We start from the raw sequence: 16,337 nt of genomic DNA, 5'->3' as shown, positions 1-16,337 counted from the left end.
AAAAAGTCAATAAAGGCTTGGCGTACTTCATTTGATTGCATGGTTTTCATATAAAATCCTTGGCTAAAGGCAGCGGATATTTTGTATTTATGGGTTAAATTGATGGGACAACTAAGCTAGCTTGGATAAAAATGCTTATAAAAATGCTTGTCGCAGTTGCCAAAAATGATTAATTTTAGCATAAATGATGATAAATGTAAGTGATTTATGCAGGCTTGGTGCAATTTTTGTACATAAAACACAGCATCACAAAAATTTTATAGAAATTTTTGAAAAATCGCTTAACATTTGTGCAAAAAAAGTGTATAAATAGGGTATTCCACAAAAACTATGGGGTTTTATATGAATATACCATTATTTAGTGCGATTTTTTCAATTGCGTTTACAGTGATTATTGGCGTGTTGATGATTGTTGCTTTTGTTACTGGGTTTGATAAAGGTATGCATATCATTGGTGCTGTAGTTATTGGTGCGGTGATTAGTTTGCCTGTAGCACTCTTTGTTACCAAAAGACTTGCTCAGCTGACAAGTGGTTCAAATAAAGCACCTAAAGCGTAATTAATTTTAAAAAATATTCGCTTGCCAATCTTATCAAAAGCCAGCCAAAAAAATCACCGCAAGTTTACTAAGCGGTGATTTTTATATAAGAGATTATTATTAATTATTTAAAATAATCTTTAATATTTTTTGCTTGAATATCAGCATTGCCAATATAGGTGGCGGGGGTCAAGTCCGCCAAGCGTTTTTTCTCACTTGCTGGCACGGCATTTAGCTCATCACCATGAATAAAATCCAGCATCATCTCACGGGTCATGGCTTGTCCACGGGGTAAGGTTTTTAATTTTTCATACGGTTTTTCTATATTATAGCGACGCATGACGGTTTGGATGGGTTCGGCAAGCACTTCTTGTGCATTGTGCAAATCTTCATTAAGACGATTGGCGTTTATCTCCAATTTGCCAATGCCTTTTAAGCAGGCATCAAAGGCAATCAAACTTTGGGCAAAACCCACGCCCATGTTGCGAAGGACGGTTGAGTCGGTTAAATCTCGTTGCCAGCGTGAAATGGGCAATTTTTCGCCCAAATGAGCCAAGACCGCATTTGCCAAACCAAGGTTGCCTTCAGAGTTTTCAAAGTCAATCGGATTGACCTTGTGGGGCATGGTTGATGAACCCACCTCTCCATCTTTAAGTTTTTGTTTAAAGTAACCAAGCGAAATATAGCCCCACACATCACGGTTAAAGTCGATTAAAATCGTGTTAAATCGACGCAGGGCATCAAATAACTCCGCCATATAATCATGTGGTTCAATTTGGGTGGTGTATGGATTGAATGTTAAACCAAGACTGGTAACGAATTTTTGGGCATGGTCTGCCCAGTCAATGTTGGGATAAGCGGATAAATGGGCGTTATAATTACCAACCGCACCGTTTATTTTTCCTAATAATTCCACATGATTAAATTGGGTTAATTGGCGGTGTAGGCGATAGGCAACATTTGCCATTTCTTTGCCCAATGTGGTGGGGCTGGCGGTTTGACCGTGTGTGCGTGAGAGCATGGGTTGATTGGCGTGCGTTTGGGCAAGCGTGGCGATGGCGTCAATGAGTTGTTGCATGCTGCTTGCCAGCACATCACGACTTGCCTTTAACATTAAGGCATGTGATAAGTTGTTGATGTCTTCGCTGGTGCAGGCAAAATGGATAAACTCGCCCGCATTTTTAAGCTCGTCAATATCAGCGATTTGCTCTTTTAAAAAGTACTCCACCGCCTTGACATCGTGGTTGGTGGTGCGTTCAATCTCTTTGATACGCAGGGCGTTTTCTTCGCTAAAATTTTGCACAATTTCATCAAGGTGTTGGTTGGTTTTGGCAGAAAATGGCTGAATTTCTATCACCTGTGGGTGATTGGCAAGGGCTTGCAACCAACGGATTTCAACAGTAACCCGAGCGTGGATAAGTCCAAATTCGGACAGATACGGACGCAAAGCATCGCATTTAGAAGCATAGCGACCATCAAGTGGGGATAGGGCGGTAAGGGCAGATAACGGCATAGTCTTAAATTTCCTAAGCTTATTTTGGGGTTGTTTAATATTGGGTTGTTAATGTTGTTCAATGTGTGCTGTTTGGCTTTATATCATGGTAAAGCATTGATGACTTATCATGATTTATCTAGGTTGTCTTTAACTAGCTGAGTCATGTCTTGCTTGATTTCTTGGTCATTAATAACCGAATTTTCAATCAATTTATTTAACTGTTTTTCATCGGTTTTATTAAAACTTTGTGAATCGTCTAATTTTTTTTGCATCAAAGCATAAATATGGCGGCGATTGATACGCTCGGTTTTAATCTTTTTATGGTTTTTTATCCATGCCAACAACAACACGACAAGAAGCAACATACCAATGTAGCCAATGATGGGGAACATGATTGAGACCAGTTTTTTAAAACCTGCAAAGCTTAAGATAAAGCCGACCAAAACCAAGCCAATCAATATCCATTTAAAGCGCTGGTTGTCATCACCTGAAAAACGCTTGGCCAGCGAGTAATATAAACTGATGGCGGTATTAAAAATCATGGCAAAAATGATAAAACTCATCAAAGTGCCAAGCCATGGATGAACATTTGCCACCAATAATTGCATGGGTAAGTCAGCATCTAAAATCAAATCAATGTTGGCAAAGATGGTAAAAGCGGTGCAAGCACTGATTAAGCCGATGAGCGCACCCCCTAAAAATCCCCCACGGGCAGCTTCACCGACATACATGGTTTTACCACCAAGCACAAACGCCATGGATGCGCCTGTCATAATACACAAAGCGTAATAGTTGATTAAAGACAGCCACGCATTGGGAAAAATTTGAGGTTCTGATAACGCAATGCGGTCAAGGTAATCCCAATCGTAGCTTTTACCAACAAAGGTGTAGAGTGTCAAAGCGAAGATGATAAATACCACAATGGGTGTAAAGATACCGATTACAGCGGTGACTTTTTCAAAGTTTAGCATGCTAATGCCAATCACCAATAATGAACAAAGGGCTGCCCCAAGCCATGTGGGTGCCCCAAATTCTTGATTTAAATTAGCACCAGCACCAGCAATCATGACAAAGCCTAAGGTAAAACCACTGACAATCAATGACCAATCAAGTAATTTTGTTACCCAAGGACCTGCAATATTATCAAGGACTTGGCTGTGTTCATTGGCACGATAAAACGAGCCTAACGCCAAAATAATGCCCCCAAAAATGGCATGCAAAACCCCTAAAATCACAACGCCTATCATGCCCATTTTGCCAAAGCTTGCAAAATATTGAAATATCTCTTGACCAGAAGATAGACCAGCGCCTGTGATGACGCCAACATAAGCCAAAGCAATGATGATGATTTTTTGATGGTTAAATGAATATTTTGGTGGGTTTTGATGAAGCATTGGTATGATGAATTTTGATAAATGGCTTATAATTTTAACAAAAAATAACAATAAAATCAATAAATCTTTGCATTTGTCCCATCAATCACCCCACCCCCTAAGCAAATGTCGCCATCATAAAACACGACCGATTGGCCTTGTGTTACCGCACGCTGGGCATCACCAAACACCACTTTGACTGTATCACCTGTCTCATCAAGGGCAAAGACGGTACAATCTTGGTCACTCTGGCGATAGCGGGTTTTGGCGGTGCATCTAAAACCTTGCTTGCCAAAAATCTGAGCAGGCGGAGCAATTCCCCAATCCAGTTTATAAGCGGTGAGTTCGGTGGATTGTAACATGGCGTGGTCATGCCCCTGTCCGACGATGAGACGGTTATTTGTCAGGTCTTTGTGTAACACAAACCACGGCTCTTCGGGGCGATTTGCCACACCACCAATACCAATGCCGCCACGCTGTCCGATGGTGTAATACATCAAGCCATCATGTGTGCCAATTTTTATACCATCATCGGTGTAGATATCACCTTTTTGAGCGGGTAAATACTGTTGTAAAAAATCCTTAAACTTGCGTTCACCAATAAAGCAAATCCCTGTGGAGTCCTTTTTGTTGGCGGTGATAAGGTCATATTTTTGGGCAATGGCTCGCACTTGTGGTTTTTCAAGCTCACCGATGGGGAAAAGTGTCTTGGCGATTTTGTCGCCCCCCACAGCGTGTAAAAAATAACTTTGGTCTTTATTGGCGTCCAAACCACGCAGCAACTGGGCCTTGCCATCTTGGCTAAAACCACGGCGTGCGTAATGTCCTGTAGCGATAAAATCCGCCCCAAGTCCAAATTGTGGCCCAGACGCATAATCCAAAAAGGCTTTAAATTTAATTTCTTTGTTGCATAAAATATCAGGGTTTGGCGTGCGTCCTGCTTGGTATTCTGCCAAAAAATGTTCAAAAACATTGTCCCAATATTCCATGGCAAAGTTAGCGGTGTGTAATTTGATGCCGATTTTATCCGCCACCGCTTGGGCATCAGCCAAATCAGTCATGGCGGTGCAGTATTCACTGCCATCATCTTCTTCCCAGTTTTTCATAAACAAGCCTTCAACATGAAAGCCTGCTTGTTGTAACAAAACAGCCGATACCGAGCTGTCCACACCGCCAGACATGCCAACGATGACTTTGATGTCTTTGGGGGCTTTGCCATAAGATTGGGCAATATCAGATAGACGGTAGGCGTTCATGGTTGTCTCTTTTTATCAGATTGTGGTAAACTTGTGCCATTATATGGGGCTTGCCAGTCATTTTACAAGCATTGTCCACAACAAATCAAAAAGGCTTTATGATGATAAAAATCGGTCAAGGCATAGATGTGCATTCATTCACACAGGGTGATTTTGTGATGCTTGGCGGTGTACGCATTCCCCACAGCCATGGCATAAAGGCTCATTCAGATGGCGATGTACTGCTACATGCTTTATCAGATGCCCTTTTGGGAGCGTTGGCATTGGGTGATATTGGGCAGCATTTTCCTGATGCAGATGATGCTTATCAAGGTGCTGATAGCAAAGTTTTGCTAAAACATGTTTATGCGTTGGTGCAAGCAAAAGGCTATACGCTTGGTAACGCTGACATGACGGTCATTTGTGAATTACCGAAGCTATCACCGCACAACCTTGCCATGCGTGAGTGCATTGCAGGCGTGTTGGGTGTCAGTGTAGACTGTGTGAGTATCAAGGCAACCACCAACGAAAAAATGGGCTGGATAGGGCGTGGTGAGGGCATTTGGGCAAGTGCAACGGTGCTGCTTATTAAAAACCATGCTTATTAAAAACAGTGGTGTGTTTGTTTGGTTTTTTTTGTCATTAACAATAAATATGGGATCTAAATGATTGCTAAAAATACCGCTTTATTGCTCATTGACTTACAACAAGGCTTTTATGATGAAGCCTACTGGGGCGGTCATCGCAACAACCCAAACTGTGAGCAGGTTTGTTTTGAACTACTTAGCCATTGGCGAGAGCAAGATTTGCCCATTTTTCACATTCGTCATTCATCAACCACGCCCCAATCACGCTTACACCCCACACATCAAGGTTTTAATTGGATTGAACTTACCAAACCTTTGCCTTGTGAACATGTCATTACAAAGCATGTCAATAGCGGTTTTATTGGCACAGATTTACAGCAGCAACTGACCAAAGCGGGCATTGATACGCTTGTTCTTGTTGGGCTGACAACCAACCACTGTGTATCCACAACCGCACGCATGGCAGCTAATTTGGGCTTTACCACTTTTGTGGTATCCGATGGTACAGCAACTTTTGATAGAATGGGAGCAACTGGCGAGCGATTTGACAGTCAGCTTGTCCATGAAATCAGTCTTGCCAATTTGCATGGTGAATTTGCCACTGTACTTACAAGTGCTGAACTTTTACATAAATACACCTTGTAAAAATCGCCATTTACCCCCATAATAGCCCAAATTTCTCAAATCGGAGCGAACCATGACCGACATCAACCCAGAAACCAAAACCTTAATTGAAAACCAAATCAAAGACCATGCTGTCCTACTGTATATGAAAGGCACGCCCCAGTTTCCCCAATGTGGATTTTCAGCGCGTGCCATTGAAGTGTTAACACAAATCGGTCGTCCTTTTGCTTTTGTCAATATCCTAGAAAATCCTGAAATTCGCTCAACCCTGCCATTGATTGCCAATTGGCCAACTTTTCCACAGCTTTGGGTCAATGGTGAGTTAATCGGTGGTAGCGATATTATCCTACAAATGTATCAATCAGGTGAGTTAAAACCACTCATTGAAGAGCATAGCTCTGATGCCTGATTACTTAATATCTTACACAAATATCAAAAAAAGACTGCTGATGACATTAGCGGTCTTTTTTGATGGTCAAGATTGTTTGGATTGAATTATTTAGCCATATTACATACAATAATCAGCATAATTTGTATGTATTATCAATCAAACTCAGACGAAGTTGCGCTTATGGCTAAAACATATTTATTGACTGCATCGATAATGTCTATGGCAATCTCTGGATGTCAAGTCATCCATGCCAATCAAGGTAAGGTTAATACTAATTCTGCTGTCATCACAGGTGCAGACGCTCACACGCCTGAACATGCAACGGGACTGACCGAACAACAGCAGGTGATTGTAAGTGATTTTATGGTAGCATCAGCCAATCCATTAGTAACTCAAGCAGGCTATGATATCTTAAAATAAGGCGGTAGTGCTGCAGATGTGATGGTGGCGGTGCAGACGACACTAAGCCTAGTAGAGCCACAGTCGTCAGGCTTGGGCGGTGGTGCATTTGTGTTGTATTGGGATAATACCGCCAAAACATTGACCACATTTGATGGGCGTGAGACGGCACCGATGCGTGCGACGCCAGAGTTATTTTTGGATAAAGATGGCCAGCCATTGAAATTTATGGAAGCGGTGGTCGGTGGTCGCTCGGTGGGTACGCCTGCTATCCCTAAACTGATGGAGACAATACATCAGCGATACGGTGTATTGCCTTGGGGAAAATTATTTGATACGCCGATCCGCTTGGCAAAACAAGGCTTTGAGGTGTCGCCAAGGCTTGCCATCTCGGTTGAGCAAAATTGGCAGCATTTGGCACGCTATCCAAAAACAGCCGCTTATTTTTTGCCGAATGGTGTGTCGCTACAAGCAGGCAGCTTGCTGAAAAATTTAGAATTTGCTGACAGTGTTCAGGCGTTAGCAGTTCAAGGTGCAAAAAGCTCTGCATACTGGTAAATATGCCCAAAATATCGTTTCGGTTGTCCAAAATGCTAAGGATAACCCCGGTCAATTATCCTTACAAGATTTATCTGATTATCAAGTGGTGGAACGCCCACCTGTTTGTGTGACTTATCGTATTTATGAAGTATGCGGTATGAGTGCACCAAGCTCAGGGATTGCTGTGGGTCAGATTTTGGGGATTTTAAATGAATTTTCACCCAATCAGGTGGGGTATGATGCTGAAGGCTTGCGTCTCTTGGGCGATGCTTCTAGGCTTGCGTTTGCGGATCGTGATGTATATTTGGGCGACCCTGATTTTGTACCTGTACCCATTCGCCAGTTGATTTCCAAAGACGACCTAAAACATCGCAGCCAGCTGCTTAAGCAGTCGGATAAGGCACTGCCTAGCGTATCTGCAGGTGATTTTATTCATGAGTGGGTGTCCTCACAAGCGATTGAGTTACCTTCTACCAGTCATATCTCAATTGTGGATAAGGCGGGTAATGTGCTATCAATGACGACTTCCATTGAAAATGCGTTTGGCTCAACTTTGATGGCAAATGGTTACTGGCTCAACTTTGATGGCAAATGGCTACCTGCTGAATAATGAGCTGACAGACTTTAGTTTTGAGCCAATAAAGCAGGGCAAACAGGTCGCCAATCATGTCGAGCCTGGTAAGAGACCACGCTCCTCAATGGCACCAACCATCGTATTTAAAGCAGGCAAGCCTTATATGGCAATCGGCTCCCCAGGTGGTAGCCGAATCATTGGCTATGTCGCTAAGACGATTGTGGGCATCGTGACTGGAATATGGATATCCAAGATGCCATCAGTGCACCCAATTTATTAAATCGTTTTGGTAGCTATGAATTAGAGATGGATACAACCGCCGTCCAATGGCAACACGCATTAAATGATTTGGGCTATAAGACTGATGTGCGTAAGCTAAATTCAGGTGTTCAAGCCATTATTATCGAGCCAAGCAGGCTGGTTGGCAGTGCCGATCCACGCCGAGAAGGTCGAGTGATGGGTGATTAGAGGTGAAGCTTGTATTTTGTGAATTTGACCATATTAAGTTAATCATTAAAATAGGGGGAAATTGTGAGTAATCAAACAAAAATACAAGCCATCAAGCAAGCTTCTGAGCAGATTTTGGCAATTTGTGAGACACCAAACACAGCATTACAAGCCATTCATTTGATTTTAAGGCATGGTGGGGCAGGAGAGTTGTCTTGGCAAGTGGTGTATCAGCGGGTTATGGCTGATGAAGATGTGATTGGTGCTGGTTATTTGATTGATTTTGCACAAACTGCCGAAAATTTACCATTTGATGTATTGCCTTTGATTAGCCTTATACTAAACAAAGGTGATGAGACGCTAAAAACCACCATGTTAAATAAATTACCTGATAATGCCAAGGAAAATTTACGCATTATGGGCTATATATGTTAGGTCTTAAAGTATCTTTTTATACAAAAAACACTCATGAATAGTCTTATGAGTGTTTTTTAATGAGCGATACCGTAAACCAAAATAAAATCACAGCGTCCAACTTCGGTCTATCCATGCTCTTGGTTCATCGATAAACATGGCATAAGCCTAAAGCAAGATACTCACAAATATCTAAATGTAATAAAAAGCCTGCTGTCAATTTGCAGGCTTTTTGGGTGGTGAATTAATGGTTTTCTTTGGCATGATTTAGGGTGTATTTTGGAATTTCGATCACCAAATCCTCATCAGCAACAATACACTGGCAAGATAAGCGTGAATCTGGTTCAAGACCCCAAGCACGGTCAAGCAAATCGCCTTCAATATCATCCATTTCTTCTAGGCTATCAAAGCCTTGTCGTACAACAACATGGCAAGTTGTGCATGCCTTGGACATATCGCAGGCGTGTTCAACTTTTATACCACGCTCGAGCATGGCTTGGCATAGATTTTCACCCTCTGCAACCTCGATGGTTGCACCCTCTGGGCAAATTTCGTGATGAGGTAAAATGGTTACAACGGTCATGATGTTCTCTTATTAATAATATTTAAACTTTTCTTCTTAAATTAAGATAAAATTAAGATAAAATTCATATTTAATCTATAAAATTGATTAAACATTTACTTTAATTTACCAGTCGCTGGTGCGTGTACCAGTAAGGGCGTCTTTGACATTTTTATCCATAATAACACTGGCAAAATGGTCACTGTGTACCTTTAAGGCTTTGATGGCTTCGTCAATGGCGGCCTTGTCATCTGTATTTAGTGAATCTGCCGTCACTTGCATATGATGGCGTAAATTTGTCTGTTCTTCATCGCTAAGTAAATCGGTAAATTCATCCAAAGCTGACTGTAAGGCAAGTAATTCCCTTTGGGCTTCAACTTTAGTTTCGATGAGCATGCGAGCAGCTTTATCTTCAGCAGCATGAATAAAACCCGCCTGCAAGAGCTGCTCTTGTTGCTCTTCGGATAAACCATAGCTTGGACTGACTTGAATTTGACTGATGATGTCTGTCGTTGTTTCACGAGCGGATACCGTCAACTGACCATTGGCATCGATGGCATAAGTTACCTCAATGCGTGCCAAACCTGCTTTCATCGGTGGAATGCCATGTAGCTCAAAGCGTGCCAATCTTCGGCAATTGGCAACCGTATCACGCTCACCTTGCACCACTTGGATAATCATACCAGTTTGTCCGTCTTGATGTGTGGTAAAAACTTGACGGCGAGTCACTGGAATGGGGGTATTGCGTGGAATGATAACCTCCACCAATCCACCCATTGTTTCAATCCCAAGCGATAAAGGCGTCACATCTAAAAGAAGTAGCGTTTCGTTTGATTGATTAATCAGTTGATCAGCAGCAATGCCAGCACCGATAGCAACAACCTCATCAGGATTAATATTGCATAACGGCGTACGCTCAAAATATGCTGTAACGGCATTTTGAATGACTGGCATGCGTGTTGAGCCGCCCACCAAAATGATGTCATTGAGATTGGATTTGTCAATTTTGGCATCACGCATGACCTGTTCACAAGATTGAATGGTACGACGGATAACAGGTTGTATAATCTCACTTAACATGTCATTATTTAGTGTTTGCGTGACTAAAATACCACCAATCTCAACTTCAATAACAACACTGTCTTGACTACTTAATGCTTGTTTATAGGTTTTGGCAAGTTTTGCTAAGCGAGATTTTTCAGTCTCATCAATATCTGCTGGGGTCAGGTGAGATGATTGTATTAACCAATGTGCAATCAGTCGGTCAATGTCATCGCCACCAAGGGCAGAATTACCCCCTGTGGCAAGTACCTCAAAGACACCCTCAGATAAGCGAAGCAATGAGACATCAAAAGTACCGCCCCCAAGATCATAGACCAAATAATTTCCTTGAGCGGTATTTTTATCGATGCCATAGGCAATTGCTGCTGCAGTTGGCTCATTGAGTAGGCGAAGTACATTTAAGCCTGCTGCGGTCGCTGCATCTTTGGTGGCGGCCCGCTGAGCGTCATCAAAATAGGCAGGTACGGTAATCACCGCACCTTGAATACTGTCTGGTGGTAAGGCAGCGGCGGCATGATTTTTTAGATGTCTTAAAATATATGCAGAAGTTTCTACAGGGCTTTTTTCACCTTGAGCGGTTAAAAAAGCAGGCATGGTTTGATGATTGCCAGACAAATCATAAGGATGAGAAAATTTAATGTCTGATTTGGCACGCCCCATGAATCTTTTGGCGGAGATGATGGTGTTTTTATGGTCATCGGCATAGTTTAAGGCATCATTACCGACGATAGGGCGGCTGCTTTTTTTACCATAATAAACAACCGATGGCAACAGTGGCGACTGACCAAAAGCAAGCACTTCGGAGCGTCCTGATCTGACAACGGCAACCAAGGAATGTGTTGTACCCAAATCAATACCAAGGGCATAACGATGCTGATGGGGGTTTTTGCTTTGATTGGGTTCGCTGATTTGTAATAAAGACATGATGGATTCTTATACTGGCTAATGTGGCTAAAAATAAGAGCTTAAGTGATTGGGCATTTTAAGCCTAACAGTCAATTAAAATGTGTGTATGATATGACACTTGTCAAATTTTAACATCTTGGTATGGTAAAAGTTTTGTCAAAGCAGTGTGATTATACATACAAATCATCATCATGACCTTGGGATAATAATTTGGTAACTTTGGCATCGATATCAACCAGTAATTTGCTAAGAAATTGGAGCTTACGGGTTGCATCTATTGCTTCTGCCCATGTGTGATTTTGATAATTTTGCATAAATCTTGTAGATTGCTCTTGGCTGAGTGCATGAACTTGGTTGGATATTTGATCCAAAACCATTTTGTCATCGGTCGTATCTAAGCGAATACGCAAGTCCATCATTTCATCTAAAAAGTCCCAATCATTAATAGACTGCGACAAATCTACTGCCTGACCAGACAGCTCAAGCAAATAAGCAGCTCGGCTGTCGGCATGGGATAAGACTTGATAGGCATGATTGATAAGCGAAGCTTGGTTGGTGCTGGCTTTATTGGCATCTCGATCAGGATGATGCTGTTTTTGTAGCGATAATAATGCTGATTTTAACGCATTTTTATCAATATCAAATGCGATAGGTAGCCCAAATAAACCAAAAAAGTTAGCTTTGTTCATCATAAATTCCTTATCAAGATTGGCGATTAAACGGTAAATGATTCACCACAACCACATTCGCCTGTTTGATTGGGATTGGTGAACTTAAAGCCAGAGTTTAGGCCTTCTGTGACATAATCCATTTGTAGTCCGTTTAGATACACCAAGCTTTTGGGGTCAATAAATACCGATACGCCGTGCGATTCAAAACGCTCATCACTATTATTTGGGTCGTCCACAAATTCAAGTACATAAGCAAGACCAGAACAGCCAGCTGTGCGTACACCAACTCGAATACCAACACCGCTACCACGATTTTCAAGAAAATCTTTAATATGTTGTGCTGCTTGTGTGGTTAAATTGATCATAGCGACTCCTTTGTTTACCTATGAAATTGATGAAATTGACCACATTTTGATATGCTGATTCATCAAAACCAACCGTTACAGTTTAGATTATCTGGATAGTTGGGCTTATTTATGCTTGTGCTTTGGTTTGATAATCTTCAATGGCGGCCTTGATGGCATCTTCTGCCAGTACTGAGCAATGTACTTTGACAGGCGGTAAGGCAAGCTCATTGGCAATGTCTTTATTTTTAATGGCGGCAGCTTGGTCAAGTGTTTTGCCTTTTAGCCATTCTGTGACCAATGAGCTTGAGGCAATCGCTGAGCCACAGCCATAAGTTTTAAATTTAGCATCTTCAATGATGCCATCATCACTCACTTGAATTTGTAGTCGCATCACATCGCCACAGGCGGGGGCTCCGACCATGCCTGTGCCGACATTTTTGGCAGCTTTATCCAAATTGCCCACATTGCGTGGATTTTCATAGTGATCAATAACTTTATCTGAATATGCCATAATTGACTCTCTTATAGTTAAGTTTAACTTGATTGAGGCATTTAATGACTTAATGGATTAACTGCCTCATCTTGCTATTTAGGTTTTGTGTAAATGGTTGATATGGGTCTAACTTTAGAATAATTTTAAACAATTGTGCAAAATCTGCCCAAAAATATGACTGAGTTTTTGGCGGATTAATGCTCTTGCCACTCAACGGTATTTAGGTCAATGCCTTCTTTAAACATATCCCAAAGTGGGGATAATTCACGCAATTTATCAACCGCTTCATGGATTTGGCTTAATACCAAATCAATGTCTTGCTCGGTTGTGTAGCGACCAATACTAAAGCGGATAGATGAATGGGCAAGCTCATCAGGGCGACCAATCGCACGCAAGACATAAGAAGGCTCAAGCGTCGCTGAAGTACAGGCAGACCCTGATGATACCGCCAAGTCTTTTAGGCTCATCATCAAGCTTTCGCCTTCAACAAAATTAAAGCTAACATTGATGATATTAGGAATGCCATGCTCCATTGAGCCATTTAAATAAACTTCTTCGATATCTTGTAAGCCATGCCAAAGTTTATCTCGCAGTGCTTTGATGTGCGTATGGTCTTCGTCAAATCGTTGTACAGATAAAGCAAACGCCTCTCCCATGCCAACAATTTGGTGCGTTGCCAAAGTGCCTGAACGCATACCACGCTCATGACCGCCACCATGTTGTTCAGCTTTGATACGCACGCGTGGCTTACGACCAACATACAATGCACCGATGCCTTTTGGACCATAGATTTTATGACCGCTAAAGCTCATCAGATCTACTTTAAGCTCACCGAGGTTGATTTTAATTTTGCCAACTGCTTGGGCAGCATCCACATGAAATAACACACCTTTTGCGCGTGTGATTTCACCAATGGCAGCGATATCGGTAATGGTACCAAGCTCATTATTGACTGCCATCAAACTCACCAAGATAGTGTCATCACGCAATGCGTTTTCAACTTGTTCTGGGTAAATTAAGCCTGTACCTGCTTCAGGCTCAAGATAAGTAATCTCAAAGCCTTCTTGTTCTAATTGACGGCAAGTATCCAGTACCGCTTTGTGTTCAATTTTACTGGTAATGATGTGTCTGCCACGACCTTCATAAAAATGTGCCACGCCTTTGATTGCCAAATTATCTGATTCGGTTGCCCCTGAAGTAAAAACAATTTCTCTTGGGTCGGCGCCAACCGTTTCAGCGATTTGTAAGCGTGCATTTTCAACAGCTTCTTCTGCTTGCCAGCCAAAGCCATGCGAGCGTGAAGCGGGGTTACCAAAAATGCCCTCAAAGGTAAGATAATTGACCATTTTATCTGCGACCTCTTTGGCAACAGGTGTTGTGGCGGCGTAGTCTAAATAGATGAGTGAAGTCTGGCTCATGCTGGATTCCCAATTAAAGTGATGGTTGTGATTTGTGAATTATCTTTTTCAAACTGATGTAGGCGATTGACTTGGCGATCAGCGATGGTTTGTGTATTTTTGGTTTCTAAAAGCTGTGCCAAAGTCACTTTTTTAAGATAGCTTTCAATATGATGAGACAGATTGTGCCATAAATCATGTGTCAAGCACATTGCGCCATCTTGGCAGTTGCCTTTTCCGCCACACTGAGTGGCATTGATGCTTTCATCAACGGCGGTAATAATGCTCATGATGTCAATATCTTCAAGTGGTTTTGCTAAATGATAACCGCCCAAAGCACCACGAGTACTATTCACCAATCCTTTTTTACGCAGTTTTGAAAACAGCTGCTCTAAATAAGATATGGAGATGGACTGGCGTTTGGCAATGTCTGATAAAGACACTGCGCCTTGATGGCGACTCTCTTGGACAGCCAAATCCAATAAGGCAGTGACGGCATACCGTCCACGAGTTGTTAAACGCATTGAAATACTTCCATAATTGCCTAATTTTGGTCAATATAAGCATTGATAAAAATTTTGATGATGAATGGCGTTATTATAATAATTCCGAGTAAATAGGTCAAGATTAAAGCAAGAAAAAATCCATCAGATATTTTAATCTAATGGATTGATTTTATTAATTTGTTATATTATAACAAATTAATAAAATCATCAGGTTTAAATCACAAAATGCATAATAATACTCGCCACTGCCACAATGATGGCAATGACCATAACAATAAAAGTGGTTTTATTTTTACTTTTTTGCTCTGCCAGCTGAATGGCTAAGCGTTTATTTTCCATAGATAAAGTATCAATACGCTCAGCTTGTTCATTGATTTTTAATTGATAATTGGCAATTTTTTCGGCTTTTTGTTCGGGGGTGGGTTTTTGTTTATTGCCGCCTGTAACCTTTGATAATATACTTTGAATACTGCCGCCAACACCCATACGAACCATGAGTGCTTTTAGATTTTCAACCAATGCTGCATCGCCACGAATTTGTAGGGCATCGACATGATCGGGGTTATGATTGATTAGGGTATTAATCAGCTGGAAGCTATAACCATTGATGGTGATGTCGGCGGTTGGCTTATCTTCGGGCAATTCATTGTCTAATAAAATCCCTCGATAGCCAAAGGTGGCATAAATCGTGATATGTGGTAAATACGATCGAATGCAGACAACTGTACCAGATTTGGCAAGCGGATAAGCCAATTGGCGTAGTTTTGGATCAAAGCGTAACATTAATGTTAGTGCAGATTCAATAAAAATTAATACAATACTCAGCAAGCTTTTTGAGACGATGCCTCCGTTGGCATGAGGGTTGATTGTATTTGAATGCTCGGTTGTCATAAATTTTCCTAAAAATAATAACTTTAATTTTAATCGCACATTGCCAGTCAAGTCGGCTTAAAAGTTCATAAAATATGATAATTTTGCTATCATAATGCAAGGTTAAGATACCGATGCTTTGATTGGGTGTCAATATTGCAAATGTTACAGCTGACTTAAGCTTTAGAAAGCTGGATACTGTGATCAATAAATTTTATTCATATTACTGTATATTTAGGCATAAAAATAGCATTTTTTTACAGTTTTTACATAAAAATATGTAATTTTACTTGCTTATTGTTACTGTGATTGTTATAAAGGTAGTCGTGGCTTGATATGATTTTGCCCAAGGATGATAAATTTTTATCATTTTTCTGCAAAATTTTGTATTTAGCACTTGTAAAAGCTCAAGGATGCTTTTAAAATGCGTCCTTATAAAAAGATGCTTTGGTAACTTAGCATGAAAAATTTTCATTTAATGTAAAGAGGGTATGTTATGAATAAGTCTGAATTGGTAGATAGTATTGCACAAAGTGCTGGCCTAACCAAAGAGCAAGCTGCCAAAGCGGTTAATGCATTTACTGAAAGTGTTCAAGGTGCATTACAGCGTGGCGATGATGTCGTATTGGTTGGTTTTGGTACTTTCAGCGTCAAAGAGCGTGCTGCTCGTATGGGCCGTAATCCAAAAACTGGCGAAGCAATCCAAATTGCAGCCAGCAAAGTACCTAGCTTTAAAGCAGGTAAAGTCCTAAAAGAATCAGTCAACTGATTGACTTGATGATGACACAAAAAAGTCGCTCCAATTGGGCGGCTTTTTTATGTCAAATTACAAAAAGTGTTTTGAGAAATCTGATAAATTAGCGTATGATATATAAATTTTATTATCACTATGTTATTTGTAACACCG

General features: G+C 41.2%; 20 protein-coding genes and 1 pseudogene. 10 read left to right on the top strand and 11 right to left on the bottom strand.

The window, feature by feature from the left end:
- Positions 1-342: 342 nt before the first annotated feature.
- On the top strand, positions 343-558 hold the full coding sequence (locus HMPREF2573_RS04785; RefSeq protein WP_003660657.1) for a hypothetical protein: 216 nt from the start codon (positions 343-345) through the stop codon (positions 556-558).
- A 103-nt stretch (positions 559-661) separates the two neighbouring features.
- Here HMPREF2573_RS04785 and purB read toward each other — a convergent pair whose 3' ends face one another.
- The 3 genes from purB to mnmA form a co-directional block, all read right to left on the bottom strand.
- Positions 662-2,050, bottom strand: coding sequence for an adenylosuccinate lyase (gene purB / locus HMPREF2573_RS04780; RefSeq protein WP_070472747.1), 1,389 nt, complete (start codon positions 2,048-2,050; stop codon positions 662-664).
- Between the two features lie 107 nt (positions 2,051-2,157).
- Entirely contained in the window at positions 2,158-3,486 is a 1,329-nt protein-coding gene (locus tag HMPREF2573_RS04775) for a YkvI family membrane protein (RefSeq protein WP_003659302.1), read from the bottom strand.
- A complete protein-coding gene (gene mnmA, locus HMPREF2573_RS04770) occupies positions 3,483-4,661 on the bottom strand; it encodes a tRNA 2-thiouridine(34) synthase MnmA (protein WP_070472744.1) in 1,179 nt (392 codons plus the stop codon). Before mnmA ends, HMPREF2573_RS04775 begins: the two co-directional genes overlap by 4 nt.
- A gap of 98 nt (positions 4,662-4,759) precedes the next feature.
- On the opposite strand from mnmA, the gene ispF reads away from it, so the two are divergent.
- The 8 genes and pseudogenes from ispF to HMPREF2573_RS09315 all read left to right on the top strand — a co-directional run bounded on the left by ispF (position 4,760) and on the right by HMPREF2573_RS09315 (position 8,637).
- Entirely contained in the window at positions 4,760-5,248 is a 489-nt protein-coding gene (gene ispF / locus HMPREF2573_RS04765) for a 2-C-methyl-D-erythritol 2,4-cyclodiphosphate synthase (RefSeq protein WP_036331929.1), read from the top strand.
- Between the two features lie 57 nt (positions 5,249-5,305).
- On the top strand, positions 5,306-5,872 hold the full coding sequence (locus HMPREF2573_RS04760) for a cysteine hydrolase family protein (protein WP_042510254.1): 567 nt from the start codon (positions 5,306-5,308) through the stop codon (positions 5,870-5,872).
- A 52-nt stretch (positions 5,873-5,924) separates the two neighbouring features.
- A complete protein-coding gene (grxD, locus tag HMPREF2573_RS04755) occupies positions 5,925-6,260 on the top strand; it encodes a Grx4 family monothiol glutaredoxin (RefSeq protein ID WP_003669145.1) in 336 nt (111 codons plus the stop codon).
- Positions 6,261-6,461: 201 nt separating this feature from the next.
- Positions 6,462-6,662 carry a hypothetical protein gene (locus tag HMPREF2573_RS09585; protein ID WP_228141155.1) on the top strand — a complete coding sequence of 67 codons (201 nt, stop codon included), beginning with the start codon at positions 6,462-6,464 and terminating at the stop codon, positions 6,660-6,662.
- A 21-nt stretch (positions 6,663-6,683) separates the two neighbouring features.
- On the top strand, positions 6,684-7,199 hold the full coding sequence (locus HMPREF2573_RS09745; RefSeq protein ID WP_255360633.1) for a gamma-glutamyltransferase: 516 nt from the start codon (positions 6,684-6,686) through the stop codon (positions 7,197-7,199).
- The gene (locus HMPREF2573_RS09740) at positions 7,174-7,791 is read left to right on the top strand and encodes a gamma-glutamyltransferase (RefSeq protein WP_255360632.1); all 618 of its coding nucleotides are present in this window, start codon (positions 7,174-7,176) and stop codon (positions 7,789-7,791) included. The genes HMPREF2573_RS09745 and HMPREF2573_RS09740 overlap by 26 nt, the downstream gene beginning before the upstream one ends.
- A pseudogene (locus HMPREF2573_RS09815) lies at positions 7,745-8,223 on the top strand (gamma-glutamyltransferase). The gene HMPREF2573_RS09740 and the pseudogene HMPREF2573_RS09815 overlap by 47 nt, the downstream one beginning before the upstream one ends.
- Positions 8,224-8,286: 63 nt before the next feature.
- The gene (locus tag HMPREF2573_RS09315) at positions 8,287-8,637 is read left to right on the top strand and encodes a hypothetical protein (protein ID WP_003663835.1); all 351 of its coding nucleotides are present in this window, start codon (positions 8,287-8,289) and stop codon (positions 8,635-8,637) included.
- Between the two features lie 223 nt (positions 8,638-8,860).
- Here HMPREF2573_RS09315 and fdx read toward each other — a convergent pair whose 3' ends face one another.
- The 8 genes from fdx to HMPREF2573_RS04705 all read right to left on the bottom strand — a co-directional run bounded on the left by fdx (position 8,861) and on the right by HMPREF2573_RS04705 (position 15,451).
- Positions 8,861-9,199, bottom strand: coding sequence for an ISC system 2Fe-2S type ferredoxin (gene fdx, locus HMPREF2573_RS04740; RefSeq protein ID WP_003660647.1), 339 nt, complete (start codon positions 9,197-9,199; stop codon positions 8,861-8,863).
- A gap of 105 nt (positions 9,200-9,304) precedes the next feature.
- A complete protein-coding gene (gene hscA / locus HMPREF2573_RS04735) occupies positions 9,305-11,164 on the bottom strand; it encodes a Fe-S protein assembly chaperone HscA (RefSeq protein ID WP_070472741.1) in 1,860 nt (619 codons plus the stop codon).
- Between the two features lie 152 nt (positions 11,165-11,316).
- A complete protein-coding gene (hscB, locus tag HMPREF2573_RS04730) occupies positions 11,317-11,835 on the bottom strand; it encodes a Fe-S protein assembly co-chaperone HscB (RefSeq protein WP_003659319.1) in 519 nt (172 codons plus the stop codon).
- Positions 11,836-11,861: 26 nt separating this feature from the next.
- Positions 11,862-12,182, bottom strand: coding sequence for an iron-sulfur cluster assembly protein IscA (gene iscA / locus HMPREF2573_RS04725; protein WP_003659320.1), 321 nt, complete (start codon positions 12,180-12,182; stop codon positions 11,862-11,864).
- Positions 12,183-12,291: 109 nt separating this feature from the next.
- Entirely contained in the window at positions 12,292-12,675 is a 384-nt protein-coding gene (gene iscU / locus HMPREF2573_RS04720) for a Fe-S cluster assembly scaffold IscU (RefSeq protein ID WP_003659322.1), read from the bottom strand.
- A 176-nt stretch (positions 12,676-12,851) separates the two neighbouring features.
- Complete coding sequence (locus tag HMPREF2573_RS04715; RefSeq protein WP_003659325.1) at positions 12,852-14,075, bottom strand: IscS subfamily cysteine desulfurase; 1,224 nt, start codon at positions 14,073-14,075, stop codon at positions 12,852-12,854.
- Positions 14,072-14,578: an Rrf2 family transcriptional regulator gene (locus tag HMPREF2573_RS04710; protein WP_003659326.1), complete on the bottom strand. Its 507-nt coding sequence runs from the start codon at positions 14,576-14,578 to the stop codon at positions 14,072-14,074. The genes HMPREF2573_RS04715 and HMPREF2573_RS04710 overlap by 4 nt, the downstream gene beginning before the upstream one ends.
- 195 nt (positions 14,579-14,773) lie before the next feature.
- Positions 14,774-15,451: a hypothetical protein gene (locus HMPREF2573_RS04705; protein ID WP_003660636.1), complete on the bottom strand. Its 678-nt coding sequence runs from the start codon at positions 15,449-15,451 to the stop codon at positions 14,774-14,776.
- 475 nt (positions 15,452-15,926) lie between these two features.
- Here HMPREF2573_RS04705 and HMPREF2573_RS04700 point away from each other — a divergent pair, with 475 nt between their 5' ends.
- Positions 15,927-16,199, top strand: a complete 273-nt coding sequence (locus HMPREF2573_RS04700; protein WP_003659331.1) for an HU family DNA-binding protein — start codon at positions 15,927-15,929, stop codon at positions 16,197-16,199.
- The last annotated feature ends 138 nt before the right edge of the window (positions 16,200-16,337 follow it).

The sequence above is a fragment of the Moraxella sp. HMSC061H09 genome (assembly GCF_001809255.1).
GTDB classification, from domain to species: Bacteria; Pseudomonadota; Gammaproteobacteria; order Pseudomonadales; family Moraxellaceae; genus Moraxella; species Moraxella catarrhalis.
Note: the sequence above shows the minus strand (reverse complement) of the source record. Positions and strands in the feature narration are given on the sequence as shown.